This window comes from Brevibacillus brevis (assembly GCF_022026395.1).
Lineage (GTDB): Bacteria > Bacillota > Bacilli > Brevibacillales > Brevibacillaceae > Brevibacillus.
Window position 1 is genome coordinate 3,161,402 of record NZ_CP041767.1, and the last position, 20,427, is coordinate 3,181,828.

A 20,427-nucleotide genomic window follows, 5' to 3' on the forward strand; every position below is an offset into this window, starting at 1 on the left:
CATTCATTTCACTAAGGGGTGGAACAACATGGGGCACATGAATGAAAAAGGTCAGACCGAACTACGTCGTACGATGAAAAGCAGACATTTGTTTATGATCTCCCTGGGAGGGGTAATTGGCACAGGGCTGTTTTTAAGCTCTGGCTATACCCTGAATCAGGCAGGTCCTGGGGGAGCGCTTCTTGCTTATCTGGTGGGTGGCTTAATCATGTATCTTGTCATGTTGTGCCTAGGGGAGTTATCAGTTGCCATGCCTGTAACCGGCTCTTTTCAAACCTACGCCACTAAATATATCGGGCCAGCAACCGGATTTACAGTAGGATGGATGTATTGGCTGACGTGGGTGGTTACAGTAGGCTCTGAATTTACAGCGTCTGGTCTTTTGATGCAGCGATGGTTTCCGGACACCTCTGTGTGGATGTGGAGCGCTATTTTTGGTGGAGTGATCTTTATAGCAAACGCGCTTTCCGTCAAGTTTTTTGCAGAAACTGAATTTTGGTTCGCAGGTGTGAAGGTCATTGCGATTATTATGTTCATCATTTTGGGCGGCGCTGCGATGTTCGGATTTCTTCCATTGAAAACGGGATCACCCGCTCCCATGTTGTCTAATTTTTTTGGAGAGGGCGGTCTTATCCCGAACGGATTTCTCCCTGTAGTGATGACGATGATCTCCGTCAACTTTGCCTTCTCGGGTACGGAGCTAATCGGGATCACTGCTGGGGAAAGCGAAAACCCGGAGAAGAGTATCCCCCGTACGATGACGAACATTATTTGGCGAACGATGATATTCTTTATCGGTGCCATTTTTGTACTAGCTGGTTTAATTCCGTGGAGAGAAGCTGGCGTTATTGAAAGCCCGTTTGTCTTGGTCTTTGACAACATCGGGGTGCCTTACGCGGCCGATATTATGAATTTTGTCATTATTACGGCATTGCTTTCCGTAGCTAACTCGGGCTTGTATGCCTCAACCCGCATGCTGTGGGCTCTTTCGAAAGAAAATATGATCAGCCATCGACTGGGGAGAGTAAATTCCAAAGGTGTACCGATGAATGCTTTGATCATTAGCATGTTGATTGCGTGTTTATCGCTTCTGTCCAGTGTATTTGCTGCTGACACCGTATATCTCGTTCTTGTTTCGATTTCTGGTTTTGCCGTAGTTGTTGTCTGGATGGCAATTGCAGCGTCCCAATTTATGTTTCGTAAGCGTTTTCTTGAGGAAAACAATGATATCAACGATTTGAAATACCGCACGCCTCTGTATCCGCTTGTACCGATTGCCGCTTTTGGTTTATGCCTCGCATCTTGTGTCGGACTTGCTTTTGACCCAAGTCAACGGATTGCGATCTATTGCGGTATAGCATTTATGGCTGGTTGCTACTTATTTTACTATATCAAAAATCGCAAAAAGCAAATCACGAAAACCAGCGACTCTATTGTGGATGTAATGGAAATAAAAAATAGAACGAGAGTAGGTTCGGCGTACGATGAATCCGATTGCAACGATTTTAGAGAAATTTCCGATGATGATCCTCGATGGCGCCATGGCCACTGAGCTTGAGCGTCACGGATGCAATCTGAACGATAGCCTATGGTCAGCAAAAGTGCTGATGGAAAATCCCGAGTTAATTAAACGTGTGCATACGGAGTATTTTTTGGCGGGGGCTGACTGCGCAATCACGGCCAGCTATCAGGCTTCGGTGGAAGGATTTGTCCGGCGGGGAATGAGCCAGAGGGATGCGCTTCTTCTCATTCAGGCGTCCGTTCAGATAGCCGTACAAGCACGGGATGAATTTTGGAAAAACTCAGATGGCCGCCTGGATCGGCCAAAGCCTATTGTAGCTGCTTCAGTCGGTCCGTATGGTGCTTATTTGGCTGATGGCTCCGAATACCGAGGAGCTTATGAACTGAGCGAAGAGGAACTGATCGATTTCCACAGGCCTAGGATGAAAGCACTGATTGATGCAGGCGCCGATATACTTGCCTGCGAAACGATACCATGCTTGAGCGAAGCCAGAGCACTTGTCAGACTTCTGGAAGAATTTCCTGGAGTTTATGCGTGGATCAGCTTCAGTGCAAAAGACGAACTGCATATATCAGACGGCACACCGATCACGGAATGTGCAATATGGCTAGATAAAAAAGAGCAAATAGCCGCTTTAGGCATTAACTGCACGTCGCCCAGGAATATTCCTAGGCTTGTTCAGGAAATACGCAGTTGCACAATGAAGCCGATCGTCGTATATCCGAATGCAGGGGAGCGGTATGACCCGACAACCAAGACGTGGTACGGAGCATCTTCTAGAGAAGGCTATGGCAACAATGCCCTTGAATGGTATGAATCTGGCGCCCGATTAATCGGCGGCTGCTGCAGAACAAAACCGGAAGACATAAAGGCCATCGCTGATTGGGCGAGGAAGTAATGATGATAGGACCTCATCGGACGACGATGAGGCTTTTTCTTTTGTAGATCGTGTAAATCATCCTCGTATTCGATCCTATTGCACAAAATAATAATTATGTGTAATAGGTTGAAGTCATTTTTCTTAATCTAATCTTGCTGAATAAATAATTTTGTAGGAAATGTTGTTTTCCTACAGGGGTTTGTACTACGGTGAAAACAATTTCTTTTAATTAAGATGTTACTAGATGATCTATTGTAAATCGAAAATTACGCATACCAACGGTTCGGCGAATACGTAGCCCATAATCATTGTTATCTGGATCCATCTAACATTTTATTATTTGGATTAGCGGGGCTTCCATTAGGTGACAAAGCCTTAAATCGAATTACTGATCGGTTGTCATCCGTATTACAATTGAGCGGGGCTGAGAAGGTTATACCACACGGTTTTCATGCAACAATTAGTACCCTTCTATCTAAAAGGGGGATTGATCTCAACTCTATTAGGTTTTTACTTGGACACTCAGAAAAAGATAATCTTCATTTTTATATCCGACGTTATGGCAGGCATATTCAAGTCCTTCGACGTGAACTAACACGTCTTGAGGAAGAACTTACGCAAGAGAATGCGGAGGTAATATGTCGTTTGACAGAATCTACGAACCTGCAAAATAAGATGGGGGAAGTATATTTGTCACAATCTCCGATCATTCAGAAAGAAACTTTGATACAATTGCTCCAAACCCATCCAGATGTAGCAGCTATGATCCTTCAAAAAGGATTGGTCCAATTGTAAAAAATAATGTAATAATGCCTTCTAATTCATTGATAATTGCAATAGGTCCAAAGGTTCTTCAGTTTCATTCGCATAGAGTAGGGGCATTCGAAAAAATTATCAGTACGAATCAAAAAGCCATTAAAATGAACACAAGTGGAAAGAGGATAGAAGTGTGTTAAGCTAAATCAAAACTTGATAGTGAAGAAGATAACAAATGAACTGAGAGTGAAAGAAGGATTGGGAAAAATGGAGAAATGATCAGAGTAAGAGGAATCATTTAAATGTTTGATTTCGTTTAGAAGCGAAGCACGTAATTAATCGATTTTCAGTGCGTTTATTTAACAGTTCATGAAATAGCGTTTTCATGAACTGAAACAGCATTTTATAAAACCTCCTCTCTAGTAATTATCATAGCAGAGAGGAGGTTTTATACGATTAACTAACTTTCGAATCTTAAGGTCTCAATAGCTTGTTTCTTTTGCTCTAGATCTACATGAGTATAAATAGACGTTGTCGCTAAACTTTCATGGCCAAGCGCTCCTGCAACGTACGAATATCTACCTTTGAAGGACCGTCATTGGAACGCAAGAGCAGAGTCGCGAAGGTATGCCGCAAATGATGCAGTGTAAACCGGTGAGGGGGTAAGCCCGCATTTTGAAGGACTTCCTTAAATATCCGATGTAAGCCCCGAGGATCTATCCGTTGACCCATGTAATTCGTAAAAACCGGCTCGGAAGTATGTAATTGAAACGTTTCCAAGTGTTCCTGGTATTGCTTGATCAGTTGTCGCCAATAGCTTAAACATCAAATGATTCCGTAACGATAACTTATGCTGATCATTCTCTAAAAACCGAAATAGCATCTGTAATTCGATTAACTTCATATAAACCGGTACTTTTTTGTCTGTTTTCGGCGCATGAATGCCCACCATAAAATCGTTCGATATCCAGTTTTCCTTGGACCCTCGTTAGAAAAGCCTCAAATACATGTAAATCGTACGCATAACTACGTATCGTATTCACAGATACATTTCGTTCAACCTCCATATAAAACAAAAATTCATCCATTGCTTGTTTCATTTGCAAACTTAATCGTCCTCCTAGTAAATCGATTATAAGGACGCAACCGATTATTATGGACCGTCCACGAATCTTATTGGAACGGTTCCGAAACTTAGCTGGACGCAACTGATGATTATCCAGAAGCTTTGCTAACCAGATTCCTGATAATGTCGATCATCGGAACCAAGAACCTTTAGTTATTCTCCCACTTGCTCTTTTTATCAGTTTACATAATATATATTATCGGACTCAAAATGAAATGCATAATTTCTGAGAGGGGCACTCACCTGTTTATTAGTTTTGTGTCACAAACTTGGTCGAACATGGATCTAACTGAATGATGCTGTAAAATATATAGCTTTTCTTTTTCTCATCTATTACTGCCATATGACATACATAGATGCACCCAAACTTGCTCTTAAAAACCTAATTTGTCAGTTTCAGTGCAAGACATTAACAGGCAGCAACAGAACTGTTGTGAACCATCCATCATCGAATGAGGCTTACTCAGACATTTATCAACGATCTGCTTAAATCGCTTAAATTACATCAAAGTAAAAAAATTCATTTTAAATGAAAAACAGTATTTACATTTATTGTAAATTCATATATATTATAATTAAGATCACTATAACTAAAAACGCCCGGAGGTCCCCAAATGACCAAAGTCATCCCAAAATCCAAAACGATCACCACTACGACGAAAAAAAGATCGTACGAAAATACCTTGAATAACCTGGCGCAATACCTCGAACGAAATAAGAAAAAATAACCAATAAAAAGAGTGCCACTGGAGGCACTCTACTTTGGCGTCTATTCGCTTTTCTTCTCTCTTTCCCCTATTTACCCACCTTCTATTCTTCTGCGGTTCCCATCCATTCCAACAAGTAAAAATCTGTTACCAAACGTACAATCTGTCCTTCAGCATCATAACCGATATAGCTCGCGTAGCTGCCGTCTCCCCAACCTGTTGAAAATATGGCAACATTACAGCCTTCCGCTAAATCAATTAGCCCCCAACTCCGCGTGTGTTTATACGTTTGATCCATTTTCTTTGTCAACGTCTCATAGAACATCTCGTCCTTCTCCATTTCTCGTTCCAAAAGCGTGCAAGATTCTGCATCCATGAACGAGCCTGTCCCCGCATCCACACCATAGCCAAAAAATTCACCTTCGCCAAGCTGCGATACATCTGACTCCGGCCAAACAGCCATTTTCCAAGACACGACAGGTTTATTAGAGAAGACAATCCGTGCCAATGCTACCCGTTCATCAGGCTCCAGAGCGTCATCCGTTTGCCCATCCTTTGACAGGGATTGAACTTGCGCGATAGCGAGCTGTACGGAGAAGCTCCCCTTTGGAAAAACCTCCACAAATGGTTCCGTCTCAAACATGACAAACGGATCGTTCGCCACGATTTTTCCAGTTTTTATCTGAAGTTTGCCTACATCTTGACGGAACAACCTGTATAAATAGCCATTCTGCTCTTTCGTATACCCTTCGTTAAATGCCGTTTCAAAAAATGCTGGGCATTTATCATTCATGATTCCTTCCCCCTTTTCCATCCTCTACATAAAATCCCACTGACGATAGTTTGCCAGTGGGATGTCGTCTGCATGCTAATTTACTTGATCAGAGCTGCGTCCAGCGCCACTTCAATCATTTCATTGAAAGTCGTTTGGCGCTCGTCAGCGGAAGTTTCTTCACCAGTTAGAATATGATCACTCACGGTGAGGATAGATAATGCGTTGCGTTTGTATTTTGCAGCCAATGTGTACAGCGCGGAAGATTCCATTTCAATTGCAAGCACTTGATAGGATGCCAATTTTTTGTACAAATCCAAGCTCTCACGATAGAAGCTGTCGCTCGTAAAGATATTCCCTACTTTGACAGGTAGATTGCGCTCAGTCGCTACTTGATACGCTTTGTGCAGCAATTCAAAGTTAGCAGTAGGAGCAAAATCAATCTGGTTGAACAGGAGACGATTTGTTTGGGATTCAGAAGATGCGCTCATGGCGATAATCACGTCACGTACTTTGATGTCTTCCTGGATCGCCCCGCAAGTGCCTACACGGATCAGGTTTTGAACGCCATAAGATTCCATGAGCTCATTGACGTAGATCGAGATAGAAGGAACTCCCATGCCCGTTCCTTGTACAGAAACGCGCTTACCTTTGTATGTACCTGTGAAGCCAAGCATGCCACGCACGTTGTTGTAGCACTCTGCTCCTTCGAGGAAAGTTTCAGCAATGTATTTGGCCCGTAGCGGATCGCCCGGCAGCAGGATGGTTTCAGCAATTTGACCTTGCTGTGCTCCAATATGGATACTCATAATCTGTTTGCTCCTTTATCAAGAAAAAATGACCTACTTGCCTATCGTACTACAAAAACCGAACAATGCAAAGTCAAGAGATCAAATGATTCCAGCGGCTTATGATGGCTTATTATGGCGCATTTACGCGTGACTTCAGCACATAGCCAATAAGCGATGCCCACAAATGGCATCGCCTCGACATCGGTTTCATTCATTTATGGGACATCACGTAATCCATTGCTTCCAGGTGATCTCCCAGGATCGTCCGGTTATCGCTCGGTTTATTCTTTCTTGGTGTCGTTCTTTTTCTCGTAAGTTTTGCTGATGCAATGTAAGGAGATGACACGACACGCAATTGATTCTGTAGAGCAATAGCGTGCGCAACTGCAGGTACGACCAAATGTTGAACGCCGATGATAGCGGCAGCTTGTCGCGTCATAGCAAAAGGTAATTCATACATCGAGGAAGTTCCTAGTTCATGACGTGAAACCAGGGCATTGAGAAATGTCTTCGCTAGCAAAATGGTGTCCGCTTCCATGGATGTTTGGCGGAGGGGTGTCATGCATTTTCTCAACGCAATGTCTGCTCCTTGGTAACACGATCTGACAAAGGCCTGCATATCATTTGCAGCTACGACGTGATCTGAATCGAGAAACAGCCACACATCTCCTGTGGCCTCCTTGGCACCAATTGCTCGCCATACATCATTTCCTAAAGGAAACGGGTACACAAACGCTGTGAGTGGACAGGAGGAGTAAGCGAACATTTTTTTTACCGATTGATCCGGACAGCCATCCACAACGAGTACAATCTCCATGGGTCGGAGTTTCTCAATTTGTTTGAGCACTTTTTTGATCGTCCGCTCGTGGTGAACAGAGAGGATGACACTTAATCGATTTACATTCTGGCATTTTTCTTTGCCATTAATGTGTTCTTCTTCGCGTTTTTTTGTGGGATCTCGCATATTTCGCTTTGCGTTTGCCACCCCATACACCGCCCTCCTTAACGCGTGATTCTAGTTGAATGACCGAGCGCAAATGTAAAACGTCCGATGACTGCACCAAGTCGCGGTGTCTTTGTCCATCCTGCTCTGCGCGTCGCAGCTTCGTTCCACCCGTAAGTAACTGAATTGCCTTCGCATGCTCACGGTAAATCGTACGGATGTCTTTTCGCACAATATCACAAGTGCCGGTTGGTTGTTTTTCCACAGCAAACGGGGCGATTGTCGTCATTTTGAGCCCCAAGACAGACGCTTGAACCAAAGCAACTGCCGGATTGCATAAAGTCTCGGAACCAATTGCCTCCAGCGCTTTTCTACTTAAGGCAAAGGGAATATTCTCAAAGGAAGCGGAGCCCATACTTTTTTGACCAAGAAGATGATTCAACAGGCAATAGGCACTCCCTGCTGAACGGTTTCCTCTTTTGGATCCCCAATGGTCAGAGCATGTCGTGATAATGACATCCGATCCCTTTTTGACCAGCGTGACATATTTCTTCAAGTATAAGAGAGGCATGGTGAGGCACTCGTCGATAAAAAGTACAACGTCTCCCCTCGCATGAGCAGAACCGATCGCTCTTGCCTCATAGCTGTCTACTTCCAAACCGGTTGAAATAACTTGTGCTCCCCATTCATTGGACAGGCTAGTTTCTTGGGAGCTCACACCGTTGCACACGACGATTACCTCCGTGTGTGGATCTATTCTTTTGACAACAGAAAGCAGTTTCTTCATATTCCTGGCGCTGTCACTCAATGGGATGATGACGGACACGGCAGGGCGATGATAGATTCGGTTGTCCATCTCACTCCCCCTCACCAGAGAAAAGTTCTTACTCTAATGTACGCTCGTTTTCCACAATTGGACACGGCATCTATCCCTCACGACTCAACAAGAGATGAGATGACCTAACAAAAAAACAGGACGCGCACAGTGACACGTCCTGTTTGGATTCTCATTTTTGTATTAGTAGAACCGCCGTTGAAGACTGCGCTCGCGAATTCGTTTATTCCTCTGTGCACGGGAAAACGTATACACGATTAAGAAAAGGTTCATTCCTAACCAGACGATTAATACGCTATAGCGGGCCAGTGGATGTGGGTTGCCACCTTCTGAATCCCCAAACACAGTAGTAGAAGCTGGAGCAGGCGGATCATGACGAAGCAACGGATAAGAGACGGCTAGTTTACCAGCTTGTACAGACAGTTTCCCATCTGCTTTTAGCTCTACTAAAGGCTCTAAACCTTTGGGAACCGTCGCATACAAATCCTCCTTGGCTGTAAAAGTCACAACCGAGTTGTTGCCAGGGACAGCAGCTTCTGAAAAAGAATCTCCTTTTTTGGCGATTGGTTTCGTCTCAAATCCTTGAAAGCCAAAGTCCAGTAGCTTTTTTACATCTTTGTAAGCATTTGCACTGGTAGAGGCCTTCATCGTGACCGCGATGAGCTCCGTTTCTCCACGCTTGGCGGAGCCTACCAGCGTATGCATCGCCTGATCTGTGAAACCGTTTTTGATGCCAGTTGCCCCTTCGTAATCGCGCAGGAGCTTGTTGTGATTCACTAGAACTGTTTCCCACGTTTGTCCATGCCAAGGCAGCCGCTTCGTGCCAACAATTTCCCTGAATACGGGGTTTTTCATCGCGTACTGCGAAATTTTGGCCATGTCGGCAACAGTCGTGTAATGATTCGGATCATGCAGTCCGTGTGGATTGGTAAAATTCGTTTCGCTGACACCTACTTTTTCTTTCAAAAAGGCGTTCAAATCCACTGCAAAACGCTCCGTCGTCTGGCCCATATGCTCAGCAATCGCTGTACCAGCGTCGTTACCTGAATTCATGAGCAGTCCGTATAACAAATTGCGCAGGGAAATCTGTTCTCCCTCCTCCAAATAAACACGTGTTCCTTCTTCACGGCGTGCTTTTTTGGAGACGGTGACAGTGTCATCCAGATTCCCTTTTTCTATCGCGTAAATACCTGTTGCGATTTTTGTAATACTAGCAGGGTACAACTTCTCATGAGGGTTCTTTTCAAACAAGACTTGTCCCGTTGTAGCATCAATCAGAATGGCTGATTGTCCAGTGAGAGTGTTAGGCTCCAGGCTTGATGACTCCTCGGCATAAGCGGAAGGCATGCCCAGGTTGAACAAAACCATCACCACAACGAGTAGGTTCGTTAGTAAAAAGCGCATGTTAGTCTATATCCTTTCCTACTTTGTCGCGTATTTTCAGGTTACATTTGGTCTGTAGACAACAAAAGACGTTATTTCAACCGGATTCCCAACAAATCGTGGATCATTTTAAACTTAGGATTGTCCGCAAAAGCCTCTTCGAAACCACTGACATGTTCCCTGTACAAGGCAGCAGCGGAATCAAGATCTTGCTTGACGTACAAAGAAAATATTTCTTCCAATTTTTCTTCCAGTGTCGTATCAACTTCTGCCGGTGTGAGAATTTCTTGACGCAAATTGTTCATCAACACGTCCAGCTGATGGGTGATCACGGACGCTTCATGAAGCTGCTGCAAAACGTCTGACGGAATGTTGCCCGCATATTTGTAGCGCAGTTCGTGTTCATTTGTCGCCCAAAAGTTCATTCCCAATGTACGAATTTGGATCTCACAAAAAAGTGTTTTCTTTTCGCTACCGTGGTAGACCGTATACGAGACGATCATGTGGATACTTCTATAGCCGGATTCCTTCGGGGCTGCTATATAGTCTTTGACATCGTGAATGACAATATCCTCCCGCTCCTGCAACAACTGCTGCACCTCACGCACATCGTCTACATAGCGGCATACGACTCGAAGGCCCGCGATATCCTGGACTTCCTTGGCGACGTCACTTTGCCAATGATCTCCCAAAAAGTCGATTCCTTTTTCGTTCGCCTTCTTTATTAAACTGTCGACTTTTTTCACTCGTCCGACAACAAATTCAATAGGAGAATAACGGCCGCTTTTTTGAAAGCCGTATTTAATTCCTTTTAGTTTTAACTTCAGCTCTTCAACTGCCTGTTCATACGGCGCCAAGAAATGAACCATGTTGTTGAGCACTTTGCTTGGCACATTTGTGACTCTCATGAAGACACCTCCAAATTACTTCCAGAGGAAAGGTGATGCGTCAAAAAACGGCTGCGGATTCACATACGTATTACCCACTAACATGCCGTAATGAAGGTGAGGACCTGTAGAAAAACCGGTGCTACCCATTTGTCCAATCACCTGTCCCTGTTTCACTTCTTGCCCTGTCTTTACTTCTAGCTTGGACAAGTGAGCATAAATGGAAAAAATATTTAACCCGTGATCGATGATGATGGTATTGCCTGTTAAGTACAAAGAGTCGGCCAGAACCACTTTCCCATGGTTGCTCGCCCAGATTGGTGTTCCTGTTTTGTTTGCGATGTCAATCGCCGCGTGCCGGTTGGCTGGTACACCATTTACTACACGTTGGTAGCCGAATGGAGTCGTTAATTTTCCGACTGCTGGCTGTTGAAACGGCTCCGTGAAATATGGAATCGCTCGCGAATTTGATCTGGCTGCATTGATCTTTTTTTGATCTGCATTGATTCGATTTGTATCCTGTCGCATTTTGTTAAGCTGTTTACTTACCGTGAGCTTGTCTACTTCGAATTTTTTCGGTGCGATTGTCACCGTTACGGAAAGTTTTTTGTCCGCAGAGGTAACTTTATAGGTCCCTGCTTTCGTGTTAAAAGGAATCGGGATAAACCGGGCGTACTCATCCTGTGTCTTTTGCAAACGATAGTTCTGAGAGAATAACGTTACGGTTTGTGGCTCCTTACTGCGTACAAAAATAACGTCCCCAGGATATGTTTTGGCTGGAGTTACGCTAATCGCTGGCTGTTGTTTCGTTGTTTGGGCGTAAACCCCTTCTACTGTCTGGCTAAATATGCTTGTCCCAGAGACGAGCGTCAATGCTGTGACCAACATGAGACTAACCATTGATTTGAACATAGACATGCTCCCTCCCATTTTCTAGTATAACAAAACACACCCTGAAAGGAAAAAGAAAAAGAAGGCTAATGAGCTAGCCTTCTCCAATCATTCCAAATGTAATCTTACTGTTTCTTCGAATAATCCGACATCATTTCCATGATGGATTGCACGCCTGTCAGCATTTCGCTTGCACGTTTGGTTTTTTGTGAGATGCCCTCAAAATCAAGTACCCCTTTTTTTCGGTCGTTCCATCTTTTAAACAATTCTTCGGCCATACCGGGGTTGCTACGGACCGCTCTAATCCGCATGGAATCTTCGAGGACCCACGCTTCAAATTCGGGATGCTTTTTTAAAAGCTGCTTGAATTCTTTTTTCTTCATAGCCGGACGTCGCTCCTTTCCACTGGACAAACGAGGATAGTTAACTGTTCGTTACACCATATGACTAGTCCGCGATTGTGCTTGTGTGTTTGCACACAAGTGGCAGAAAAGGGCGGCGTTTGGAAAAATAGAAAGGCCCCTTATTGAAGGGACCTCTCATCATCCAGCTATTTACTTGTCAGTACGTTAGACTTGACGGCCAGCCATTTGTTGCTCAGCAAAGCTCACCAGACGCTTGGTAATTTCGCCACCAACAGAACCGTTTTGACGAGAAGTAGTGTCTGGTCCGAGATTTACACCGAATTCAGATGCAATCTCATACTTGAGTTGATCCAAAGCTTGGTTCGCTTGAGGAACTAGCAGGTTGTTGGAGCTTCCACCGTTGTTTGCCATGATTGATTCCTCCCAACGCTTTTTTTCTCCCGGGACGGAGTTGAACCGCCTAGCGTTTTTTGCTTCTCACCTTGAGACCGGAAGTTGATATTCAAGAGTGGTTGTTGACCTCTTGTGGTACTATCATCCCACCGTAAAAAAAGTACATGCACGTTTTCACTTGATATTTCTGTTGTAAAATCTGACAAGGTTGTCCCGCTCCTTTATGCTATAATGGTGCGTATAGTTTGGTAGTGAGAGGGGCAAGGTTTTGTGAGTGATTCAGGAAAAGTACTGCTCATCGATGGCATGAGCTTTTTATTTCGCGCCTTTTATGGTTCTGCTTGGGGTGGAGCCTATCGCCAGACTTCAACAGGTGTGTACACAAATGCGGTTTATGGATTTACAAAAATGATGCTCGATTACGCAGAGTTGACACGTCCTACTCATCTCGTGGTGGGCTGGGATGTCGCTTCGCGCGAGTCTTTGGTGCGCAGTCAATGGTATGACGGATATAAATCAAATCGTCAAGCGGCACCGGATGAGCTCATTCCACAATTCGATTTGGTAAAAGAAGTAACGGATGCATTCTCGGTTCCGAACTTGGGTTGCCCAGGCTATGAAGGCGATGATGTATTAGGTACGCTCTCCACACGCCTTTCCGAAGAAGGACACGAGGTGATCATTGCGACAGGTGATTACGATAGCTTGCAACTCGTATCTGAGCGAGTAAGCGTTAAAATCCTGAAAAATGGTGGCAAACACGAGCATTATAATCCAGCGAGCCTCTTGGCATTGCGGGGAATAACACCTGAACAGGTCGTTGATGTCAAAGCTTTAATGGGAGATGCCTCTGACTGTATTCCAGGCTGCCCAGGAATTGGTGAAAAAACAGCGACAAAACTGATTACCGAGCATGGTGATCTGGATAACCTATATGTAAATCTGGCAAGCTGTACGCCTAAAATGCGCAGCAAGCTGGAAGAAAATCGCGATCAGGTGTACTTGAGCAAAAAGCTGGCTACGATTATTCGGGATGTTCCAGTAGAGTATGCGCTGGAGGATGCCCAATGGGAATACGATCGTCAAGTCGTTCAGAACAAATTCGACGAGCTTGAATTCGGACGTACGATGGCAGCGAGAGTTGGCTAATAAGGGTCATAATCAACGGCTGAGAAGAAGCGGTCTATCCGCTTTTTTCAGCCGATTTCTTTATGCACTGTATAGTCGCTCCGTCAGTGAAACCCAGACGATTCGGCGATCCGTTTGGTCTCGGTATCTCCGTACCAAGTTTTCCTCTTCCAACCTGCTAATTAAGCCCGAAGTTGTACTGTTTGACAAATTAACAGCCTTGCTAATGTCTCCCATCGTTCTTGGCCCGTTTTCAAGAATTTCGAGAATCAATACTTGTTGCCAATTGATTTCATTTGTCTCTAACTCTTTTTGCGCAATATTTGAAAACAAGACATTGACTCCCCTTATAAGCTTGGCCAGCTTAATCAGTTCCTCCATAGTGTCCTCCTTTTGCCTGGCTACGCTCAGCATAGGCGAAACAAATAAAGAAAAAAGTGGGTAAGAGATAAATTTTTTCTTAAGCTTCACTAAAAAATCCCGTCCCACTAGAGGAGACGAGATTTGGAAGTAGCGTCGAACGACTTATTTGGCTATTTGAAATACATCCAGGAGCAATCCTGTATTCTCCTCCCCATCCGCTTCCCAGCTCGTCGCAAATTTGACACGGTGAGAAACACCCAGCAGATCATACGTTTGTACAAGATGCTGCCTCGCAGAACCCACAATCAAGCTGTGCAAGCGAACTTGTTTCTGCTGACCCAAAGAGATGAGTTTTTCTTGGACATAAGGAGAAATGCCCCCAATTCCATCCGTTACCATGACAAAATCCGCACCTTGCCACGCTTGTTCCTTTTCTACCAGCTCGATGGCTCGCTTCATCGGGGCGTCGAAGTGCGTCCCGCCGCCAAACGCCATTTGCGCCAGGCCGTAAAAAGCAGGCCAATCCGGCTTTTTGTGATAGAGCGGTTGCTCTCTAATCTCACCTTTAGCCCCGAACAAGAGGAGGATAAAATCACGCTTTTCCAGCATCGAAAGGGCAGCAAACGTCATGATAAAAATTTGCGCAAGCCGCAGCTTACTTCCGCGCATCGAATGGGATGTGTCCAACATGCAGATCACCGGACCTTTTGGCGGTTCTTCTGCCCATCCCGAGGTATCGTAGGTCATGAGCTTTTGCTCCAGCCATTTGAGCATGAAGTAGTCCTCGAAGTCCGGATCAGCGAGAAGCACTGCTTCACCAGGCAGCATGTGTGCAATATCGCCCGATTGTCGCAAATCATAGTATTCCTCTGGAAAATGTCTGGAGCGAATTTCTTTGCGCTTTACTCGGAAGCGATGGACTTGCCTGCCTACCTCGTTTAGAAAAGCGACCAGATCAGGATAGCGCTTTAATTTCTCAATCCACTTTAAATACTGCTCAAAGCTTTGCCTCCGCAGCTTTCCTAGCTCATGCCCCCAGCTTCGGTTCGCAAAACGCTGACTGGCCGTAAATACCTCTTCGACAAAAAGCGTATCGAGTTCTTCAGTAGATAGCGTCGCCTTTAACGATTGCTCCAGCCATTGTCCCAGCTCTTTTTCAAAAGCGGCGATCGCTTCCTTCTCTTGCTTTTGCAGTCGATCTAGCTGCTTTTCACGTTGGACGAGCTCCCCCTCCAATTTTTTCACCTTTTGTAGAAGCTTGGTCCGTTTCGTGAACTGCACTTTCATTTCTTCTTGCAGCTCGGTAATGCGATTTTGCAAAGACAATACCTCTGCCCGCACTAACGGCTTGGTGTCCATGGCCTCCTGCTTGTCCTCCACGACCCGCTTCCCCTGCTGGAGAGTATAACCGACCAACTCGAGCTTGGCCTTTTGTTTTTCGGTTAGTAGCTCGGAAAGATGTGCTTGTTGGCTTCCTTCCTGACCTTGCTGTTCTTTCAAACCAGTTAAGAGTGGAGAGGGCCGTTGATCCTTCTCCCGCTGCTTCACTTCCTCGGAAAACGTCTCGGTCAGCCACAGCAAAGCCTTGATTGCGGTTTTGAACGCCGCACTTTCCTGCCCGACCGTACGAGGATGAATCATGCGAGTAAAATACTGCTTCATGAGCGTACGAATCATCCAATGATGAAAAGGAGTGGATTCTTGCGTCAGATCGATCTCCGGCTTTTCCAAATAAAAAACGAGGAAAAAGTCAGCCAAGAGCTCCAAGTCAAACCATGCTGCTCGTGCTCGCGCCTCATGAACCCATTCCTGAGCGGTGCGCGAAGAGGCGAGGTATGTTTCAAATACATAGCGATCAACACCGCTAGCGCGAATGATCATACGATCTACCCCCTACAACGTAAAATCATAATCCGCCCCGGGGATTTCCTTGTCAAAAATCGTCCGATACGTGCGCTGGAGCTGCTGCAAAATCCGTTCGCCTTCAATACGCAGATACGAATATTTGACCGCGTATTTTTCTACATGGGGAATCAAGCGGTTTTTTTCCAGGACATAGGCATGCAGATCGTGCTCCCGCTTCTCCCACTGAATGAGCCGATTACGCAAGTCTCGCGCCGTGTCTTCCACCTCATCGCGACTCTCCTCCAACAAACGGACATTGCGCTCCGTCGCTTCCTTGCCCAGCTTTGCGCCCACTTCCTTTTTAAACTGAAAGGCATGCAGCTCTGATTCTTTTTCCTTCCATTTATCCGCAATTTGTCCGAAACGCTGGAGTGGCAATTCATTCTCCATATCACTCTTCAACATTTCCGTAAATTGTTGTTCAAACACTTCCTGCATAACGGTTAAGTCCTCAGGGACATTCCACAGCATATGCGGAGTGAAAACGGTGTCCCAGATCGTCACTTGCTCACGTCCATGCAAGGCGGCAGAAGTACGCCATACATGCGCGATTTTGCTCCAGCGACGGTCGGAGAGCACATACTCTTTTTCTTCCAGGTCTTGTTTTAGGCGGTACAAGAAATAAATGATGGTTTCTGGAATGACCACTTGCTTCGCTGCCGCTTGAATATCCTTCACGTCATACAGCGAGAACACAACGGGAAGAGGCGTTGTTGGCAAAGAAAACATGCGCTCATAGCTTGCAGCATGCTTCAAATAGTGAACCTCGTAACGGAACAGGAAGCGGTCATAAAGAGCAGTCAATTGGTCATCGTCATCAGGAAGTTCATTCGATGCAGCGATTAAAAACTGCAAGGGAACCTCCTCTTTTTCTCTGCCATTGAAATAAATTCGTTCGTTCAATATAGATAGCAGCGCATTCAGAATCGCGCTGTTCGCTTTGAAAATTTCGTCCAAAAACGCAAACTGGGCGTTGGGCAAATAGCCCGTTGTTTTTCGTACGTATTGATCCAGTTTCAATTGCTGAAGGGAGACTGGACCGAATATCTCATCAGGTGTCGTAAAACGGGTAAGCAAATACTCGAACCAATGTTCTGATCCAAAAAGCTGAGAGACTGATCGTGCTAGCTGAGACTTGGCTGTACCCGGCGGACCGATTAACAAAGCATTTTCTCCGCTCATGATGCCGAGCATTAAAAGGCGAATCAGTTCACTTCTTTCCAGGAAACGGCGCTCCAATAGCTCAATTGCCTGGTCCATTTTACGTTGGATGGGTGTAGTCGAATTCATCGTAGTTGGCTTCACGACGGACTGGTTACGTACGTCGATATGCCGATCCCCCTCTCTTGCTTGGAACCCAAATATACGTCATTCATTAATAGTGGCATATCGTGGACAAAAATGCCAGTTTTGCAGATGCTTCACCCGTCTGCTCTAGGATGTGCGTTCACCCATGGCCTATTTTTCGCATATGTTGTGACATCAAGGTACTTTCATCGGAGTAACGAAAAAGGAGGGTGCGACATGGGAATCGAGCTTTTGTGGATACATGGTGTGTATGTCTTGTTCGTAATCGGCATTATTCTTGTGATGGTTTTGCGAAAAGATACGAGTTTGATCAGTATCGTGGGTATAGCGATCATCGGGTTCGTCGCGACAGGCTCTGTGACAACAGCCGTCGGCGGAATATTCGGCAGCTTCATCTACGCGATTACCGAGCTATTGCCGACGATTTTAGTCATCTGCATCATTGTTGCGATGAGTCACGTTTTGACCGATACGGGCGTAAATGAAACGATGATTCGGCCGATGACCCATTTGGTTCGAAATCCTGCATGGGCTTATTGGGTCATCGGGATCGTCATGATGGTCATTTCCTGGTTTTTCTGGCCTTCTCCAGCTGTCGCACTGATCGGAGCTGTCATGTTACCTGTGGCATTGCGCGCTGGCTTGCCTGCGATGGGTGTCGCCGTTTCGATGAACTTGTTTGGACATGGGATTGCACTGTCCGGCGATTATATTATTCAAGGCGCTCCCACTTTAACGGCCAAAGCCGCAGGAATTCCTGTTTCGGACGTGATTTCGGCTAGCGTCCCTCTCGTTATTATTATGGGCGTGGTGACTACTGCAATTGCATTCTGGTATTTGAAAAAAGACATGAAGCTCGGCGTGCTTGCATCTCCCAAAGAGACAGTCGTCCCCGATGCTGTTTTTACTTCCGCACGAGTCCCGTTGTCAGATGGCGTGCGGCGTACGTTGGCTGGGCTCGTACCAGTATTATTTGTCCTTGATGTCGTGGCCATGTTTGCTTTTGATTTACGCGGAGGTGATGCAACGGCGCTTGTGGGCGGAACCGCCTTGCTCATCCTCATCATCGCAACGATGCTGGCGCACAAGCAAAGTGGTCTCGAGCAGGTAACCACACATCTCATTCAAGGCTTTCAGTTCGGCTTTAAAGTATTTGGTCCGGTCATCCCGATTGCTGCTTTCTTTTATATGGGGGACAGTGGGTTTATCAAGGTGTTTGGGGAGGTGCTGCCACAGGGATCACACGGAATCGTAAATGACCTCGGTGTGGCGCTTGCACATACGATTCCCATTAGCAAGGAAGTAGCTGCCCTCACAGTATCCGCAGTGGGTGTCATTACAGGGCTGGATGGCTCAGGCTTCTCCGGGATTACACTGGCTGGCTCTTTGGCCCAACTGTTTGCAACTGCTCTGGGTGCCGGTGCCGCAACGTTAACAGCGCTCGGACAAATTGCCGCCATCTGGGTCGGCGGTGGAACGATCATTCCTTGGGCATTGATACCTGCTGCAGCCATTTGTGGAGTAGATCCTTTTGAGCTGGCAAGACGAAATTTGTATCCCGTGGCGATTGGGCTTTTGGTGACGACAATCGTGGCGATGTTTCTTCTGTAAAATGTCGGTATTTATACGAAAAAGCGAATGGTCACGAGCCATTCGCTTTTTTTCCTTGGTTAGGTTATGAGATAGACGAGTTTTCTCATTCTGTTTTTCTCCGAGACTCATACACTTGTACTAGCCTCTATTTGGATAGGAAAGGAAAAAACCAGTATGAAGTTGTGGGGAAAAAGTATCCAAGTCGCAGCGACGTACATTGGGACCGTCGTGGGCGCCGGGTTTGCGAGCGGTCAAGAAATACTCGCGTTTTTCACCGCCTACGGCCATGCCGGAACAATCGGCATCCTGCTCGCCACATCTCTTTTTGTCTGGCTGGGCTACAAGATGATGCTAATCGCTCATCAATTGCGCACACCCTCCTATGAATCCTTTAATCAAAAACTGTTTGGACCGATGATTGGTCGTACGATGAATATTTTGGTCTTTCTCACCCTTTTTGGCGTAACGACTGTCATGTTGGCAGGAGCGGGCTCAGTCTTGGAGGAGCAGTTTGACATCCCGTATTTGATCGGGACCACAGCCACTGTTTTGCTCGCCCTGTTGATTCTGCGAAAAGGGTTGGAGCAGCTACTCGTCGTGAATGCGATTGTCGTTCCGTCCATGGTATTGTTCGCTTTGCTCATTTTGCTGGATGGCACCGCAGAATCTCCCATGCCTCTCTCACCCCCATCCGATTACTCCTTCTTATGGAAAACAGTCTTATACGTGTCGTTTAATTTGGCCATGGCCCAATCCGTTCTCATCCCGATCGGCTATGCGATCCGCGACAAGGTTGTTTTGTTTCGGGCAGCCGTCATTGGCGGAGTCGTGCTTGGATTCATGCTCCTCGTCGTCCATACGGCCATGTTGGCCAACTGGGACGACGTCCGTCTCATGAATATCCCGATCCTTTTTGTAACAGACCAATGGAACGAGTGGCTTCAATTGTTCTTTGTTTTCGTGCTCTATTCCGAGATTTTTACTACATTGATTTCTAATGTATTCGGAATTGGTCAGCAGTTGCGTGAATTACTGGACGTTCCGGAATCGCGGCTATATTTGTATTTGTTCTCTACTGCTTTCGTATTGTGCCTGATTGGGTATAGTCAGTTGCTCATGTTTTTGTATCCGTTGTTCGGGTATTTGGGGTTGTCTACGCTCTGTCGGATTTCGGTTCCAGGGAATGTAATCAGAAAGCGTTTTTGATTGCAGAACCATTAAAACATTTTCGCCCCTTCTTCCATGCCGATAATGTTCGGATTTAAAGTGAATGAAGGGCCCGCACAAAAGTATTACCCCCGTGATTTTTTTAACAAGGCGCAAAGAGGCCACTTTAAAACCGAACAATAATGTAATAATTCGATATAAAATACGGAATTTACACTTTCGCTGATTTATTTCTCGTAATATATACTTCTGATGGATTCTTTGTTCCCTGAGTTGAATAAAATTCGTAGCCTCATTAATAACTCTTTCATTTTTTTACAAACGCATGGTAACATTTGTAACCATGGAACCGGCATAGATTAAGGACCAACTCATCAACCTACTTGAAAGGAATTCCTATCGTGAAATTTTTTACCCTATTAAAAACCATGCTCGTTCTGTTACTCACCTTCTTCTCAACTTCTCCAATCAAGGCCGAAGAGCAGCAAGACTCATCAAGATTACCGGAATTGCCAGTGGTGTATCAAAACCTGCAAATACCGTCTCATTTGACAGAGCCATTCTTTCTTTTCACGAAGCAACCACTTTACAAGCGCGATTCACCCCCAACGCAGTACACCATGTCTTTGGTTTCAACGTCTGGAAAAGTATTAAAAAGCATTGTGCCCCCCTATAAAAGTGAGGTGTACCCACTCCAAAATGGGTACGGTTA

General features: G+C 45.5%; 20 protein-coding genes. 6 read left to right on the forward strand and 14 right to left on the reverse strand.

What is annotated here, in order from left to right; translation table 11 throughout:
- Positions 1-28 precede the first annotated feature (28 nt).
- The 3 genes from FO446_RS15065 (at position 29) to FO446_RS15075 (ending at position 3,197) form a co-directional block, all read left to right on the forward strand.
- Complete coding sequence (locus FO446_RS15065) at positions 29-1,552, forward strand: amino acid permease (protein ID WP_237898386.1); 1,524 nt, start codon at positions 29-31, stop codon at positions 1,550-1,552.
- Complete coding sequence (gene mmuM / locus FO446_RS15070; RefSeq protein WP_237898394.1) at positions 1,485-2,420, forward strand: homocysteine S-methyltransferase; 936 nt, start codon at positions 1,485-1,487, stop codon at positions 2,418-2,420. The genes FO446_RS15065 and mmuM overlap by 68 nt, the downstream gene beginning before the upstream one ends.
- A 627-nt stretch (positions 2,421-3,047) precedes the next feature.
- Positions 3,048-3,197, forward strand: a complete 150-nt coding sequence (locus FO446_RS15075) for a hypothetical protein (RefSeq protein WP_237898395.1) — start codon at positions 3,048-3,050, stop codon at positions 3,195-3,197.
- A 498-nt stretch (positions 3,198-3,695) separates the two neighbouring features.
- Here FO446_RS15075 and FO446_RS15080 read toward each other — a convergent pair whose 3' ends face one another.
- From FO446_RS15080 to FO446_RS15130, 11 genes are all read right to left on the reverse strand, one after another.
- Positions 3,696-3,890 carry a tyrosine-type recombinase/integrase gene (locus FO446_RS15080; RefSeq protein WP_419466148.1) on the reverse strand — a complete coding sequence of 65 codons (195 nt, stop codon included), beginning with the start codon at positions 3,888-3,890 and terminating at the stop codon, positions 3,696-3,698.
- Positions 3,891-4,015: 125 nt separating this feature from the next.
- Complete coding sequence (locus FO446_RS15085; RefSeq protein WP_237901067.1) at positions 4,016-4,258, reverse strand: site-specific integrase; 243 nt, start codon at positions 4,256-4,258, stop codon at positions 4,016-4,018.
- 836 nt (positions 4,259-5,094) lie between these two features.
- A complete protein-coding gene (locus FO446_RS15090; protein WP_173607675.1) occupies positions 5,095-5,784 on the reverse strand; it encodes a DUF4241 domain-containing protein in 690 nt (229 codons plus the stop codon).
- 80 nt (positions 5,785-5,864) lie between these two features.
- Positions 5,865-6,572: a purine-nucleoside phosphorylase gene (gene deoD, locus FO446_RS15095; RefSeq protein WP_173607676.1), complete on the reverse strand. Its 708-nt coding sequence runs from the start codon at positions 6,570-6,572 to the stop codon at positions 5,865-5,867.
- Between the two features lie 193 nt (positions 6,573-6,765).
- A complete protein-coding gene (locus FO446_RS15100; RefSeq protein ID WP_419466149.1) occupies positions 6,766-7,518 on the reverse strand; it encodes a glycosyltransferase family A protein in 753 nt (250 codons plus the stop codon).
- Positions 7,478-8,353 carry a glycosyltransferase family 2 protein gene (locus tag FO446_RS15105; RefSeq protein WP_237898406.1) on the reverse strand — a complete coding sequence of 292 codons (876 nt, stop codon included), beginning with the start codon at positions 8,351-8,353 and terminating at the stop codon, positions 7,478-7,480. The genes FO446_RS15100 and FO446_RS15105 overlap by 41 nt, the downstream gene beginning before the upstream one ends.
- Before the next feature lie 162 nt (positions 8,354-8,515).
- Entirely contained in the window at positions 8,516-9,736 is a 1,221-nt protein-coding gene (locus FO446_RS15110; RefSeq protein WP_173607678.1) for a D-alanyl-D-alanine carboxypeptidase family protein, read from the reverse strand.
- Between the two features lie 71 nt (positions 9,737-9,807).
- Positions 9,808-10,623, reverse strand: coding sequence for a GTP pyrophosphokinase (locus FO446_RS15115; protein ID WP_221868486.1), 816 nt, complete (start codon positions 10,621-10,623; stop codon positions 9,808-9,810).
- Between the two features lie 15 nt (positions 10,624-10,638).
- Positions 10,639-11,514 (reverse strand): M23 family metallopeptidase, encoded by an 876-nt coding sequence (locus tag FO446_RS15120; protein WP_173607680.1) that lies wholly within the window; start codon positions 11,512-11,514, stop codon positions 10,639-10,641.
- A gap of 104 nt (positions 11,515-11,618) precedes the next feature.
- Positions 11,619-11,876 (reverse strand): hypothetical protein, encoded by a 258-nt coding sequence (locus tag FO446_RS15125; protein WP_173607681.1) that lies wholly within the window; start codon positions 11,874-11,876, stop codon positions 11,619-11,621.
- A gap of 186 nt (positions 11,877-12,062) precedes the next feature.
- Complete coding sequence (locus FO446_RS15130; protein WP_047067213.1) at positions 12,063-12,269, reverse strand: alpha/beta-type small acid-soluble spore protein; 207 nt, start codon at positions 12,267-12,269, stop codon at positions 12,063-12,065.
- A gap of 252 nt (positions 12,270-12,521) precedes the next feature.
- On the opposite strand from FO446_RS15130, the gene FO446_RS15135 reads away from it, so the two are divergent.
- On the forward strand, positions 12,522-13,400 hold the full coding sequence (locus FO446_RS15135) for a 5'-3' exonuclease (protein ID WP_173607682.1): 879 nt from the start codon (positions 12,522-12,524) through the stop codon (positions 13,398-13,400).
- A gap of 60 nt (positions 13,401-13,460) precedes the next feature.
- Here FO446_RS15135 and FO446_RS15140 read toward each other — a convergent pair whose 3' ends face one another.
- The 3 genes from FO446_RS15140 to FO446_RS15150 all read right to left on the reverse strand — a co-directional run bounded on the left by FO446_RS15140 (position 13,461) and on the right by FO446_RS15150 (position 16,937).
- Positions 13,461-13,760, reverse strand: a complete 300-nt coding sequence (locus tag FO446_RS15140; RefSeq protein WP_173607683.1) for a MarR family winged helix-turn-helix transcriptional regulator — start codon at positions 13,758-13,760, stop codon at positions 13,461-13,463.
- Between the two features lie 144 nt (positions 13,761-13,904).
- A complete protein-coding gene (locus FO446_RS15145; protein ID WP_237898407.1) occupies positions 13,905-15,623 on the reverse strand; it encodes a hypothetical protein in 1,719 nt (572 codons plus the stop codon).
- Positions 15,624-15,635: 12 nt separating this feature from the next.
- Complete coding sequence (locus FO446_RS15150) at positions 15,636-16,937, reverse strand: AAA family ATPase (RefSeq protein ID WP_237898411.1); 1,302 nt, start codon at positions 16,935-16,937, stop codon at positions 15,636-15,638.
- 234 nt (positions 16,938-17,171) lie between these two features.
- Here FO446_RS15150 and FO446_RS15155 point away from each other — a divergent pair, with 234 nt between their 5' ends.
- Together FO446_RS15155 and FO446_RS15160 are read left to right on the forward strand one after the other, a co-directional pair.
- A complete protein-coding gene (locus FO446_RS15155; RefSeq protein ID WP_173607686.1) occupies positions 17,172-18,566 on the forward strand; it encodes a hypothetical protein in 1,395 nt (464 codons plus the stop codon).
- 156 nt (positions 18,567-18,722) lie between these two features.
- Positions 18,723-19,754 (forward strand): YkvI family membrane protein, encoded by a 1,032-nt coding sequence (locus FO446_RS15160; RefSeq protein ID WP_173607687.1) that lies wholly within the window; start codon positions 18,723-18,725, stop codon positions 19,752-19,754.
- Positions 19,755-20,427 lie beyond the last annotated feature (673 nt).

What these genes read in the sequence shown, in the direction of transcription:
- FO446_RS15065 (WP_237898386.1), top strand. Translation starts at nt 29, where the DNA reads ATGGGGCACATGAATGAAAAAGGTCAGACCGAACTACGTCGTACGATG.
- mmuM (WP_237898394.1), top strand. Translation starts at nt 1,485, where the DNA reads ATGAATCCGATTGCAACGATTTTAGAGAAATTTCCGATGATGATCCTC.
- FO446_RS15080 (WP_419466148.1), bottom strand. Translation starts at nt 3,890, where the DNA reads ATGGGTCAACGGATAGATCCTCGGGGCTTACATCGGATATTTAAGGAA.
- FO446_RS15085 (WP_237901067.1), bottom strand. Translation starts at nt 4,258, where the DNA reads ATGAAACAAGCAATGGATGAATTTTTGTTTTATATGGAGGTTGAACGA.
- FO446_RS15090 (WP_173607675.1), bottom strand. Translation starts at nt 5,784, where the DNA reads ATGAATGATAAATGCCCAGCATTTTTTGAAACGGCATTTAACGAAGGG.
- deoD (WP_173607676.1), bottom strand. Translation starts at nt 6,572, where the DNA reads ATGAGTATCCATATTGGAGCACAGCAAGGTCAAATTGCTGAAACCATC.
- FO446_RS15100 (WP_419466149.1), bottom strand. Translation starts at nt 7,518, where the DNA reads ATGCGAGATCCCACAAAAAAACGCGAAGAAGAACACATTAATGGCAAA.
- FO446_RS15105 (WP_237898406.1), bottom strand. Translation starts at nt 8,353, where the DNA reads ATGGACAACCGAATCTATCATCGCCCTGCCGTGTCCGTCATCATCCCA.
- FO446_RS15110 (WP_173607678.1), bottom strand. Translation starts at nt 9,736, where the DNA reads ATGCGCTTTTTACTAACGAACCTACTCGTTGTGGTGATGGTTTTGTTC.
- FO446_RS15115 (WP_221868486.1), bottom strand. Translation starts at nt 10,623, where the DNA reads ATGAGAGTCACAAATGTGCCAAGCAAAGTGCTCAACAACATGGTTCAT.
- FO446_RS15120 (WP_173607680.1), bottom strand. Translation starts at nt 11,514, where the DNA reads ATGTTCAAATCAATGGTTAGTCTCATGTTGGTCACAGCATTGACGCTC.
- FO446_RS15125 (WP_173607681.1), bottom strand. Translation starts at nt 11,876, where the DNA reads ATGAAGAAAAAAGAATTCAAGCAGCTTTTAAAAAAGCATCCCGAATTT.
- FO446_RS15130 (WP_047067213.1), bottom strand. Translation starts at nt 12,269, where the DNA reads ATGGCAAACAACGGTGGAAGCTCCAACAACCTGCTAGTTCCTCAAGCG.
- FO446_RS15140 (WP_173607683.1), bottom strand. Translation starts at nt 13,760, where the DNA reads ATGGAGGAACTGATTAAGCTGGCCAAGCTTATAAGGGGAGTCAATGTC.
- FO446_RS15145 (WP_237898407.1), bottom strand. Translation starts at nt 15,623, where the DNA reads ATGATCATTCGCGCTAGCGGTGTTGATCGCTATGTATTTGAAACATAC.
- FO446_RS15150 (WP_237898411.1), bottom strand. Translation starts at nt 16,937, where the DNA reads ATGAATTCGACTACACCCATCCAACGTAAAATGGACCAGGCAATTGAG.
- FO446_RS15155 (WP_173607686.1), top strand. Translation starts at nt 17,172, where the DNA reads ATGGGAATCGAGCTTTTGTGGATACATGGTGTGTATGTCTTGTTCGTA.
- FO446_RS15160 (WP_173607687.1), top strand. Translation starts at nt 18,723, where the DNA reads ATGAAGTTGTGGGGAAAAAGTATCCAAGTCGCAGCGACGTACATTGGG.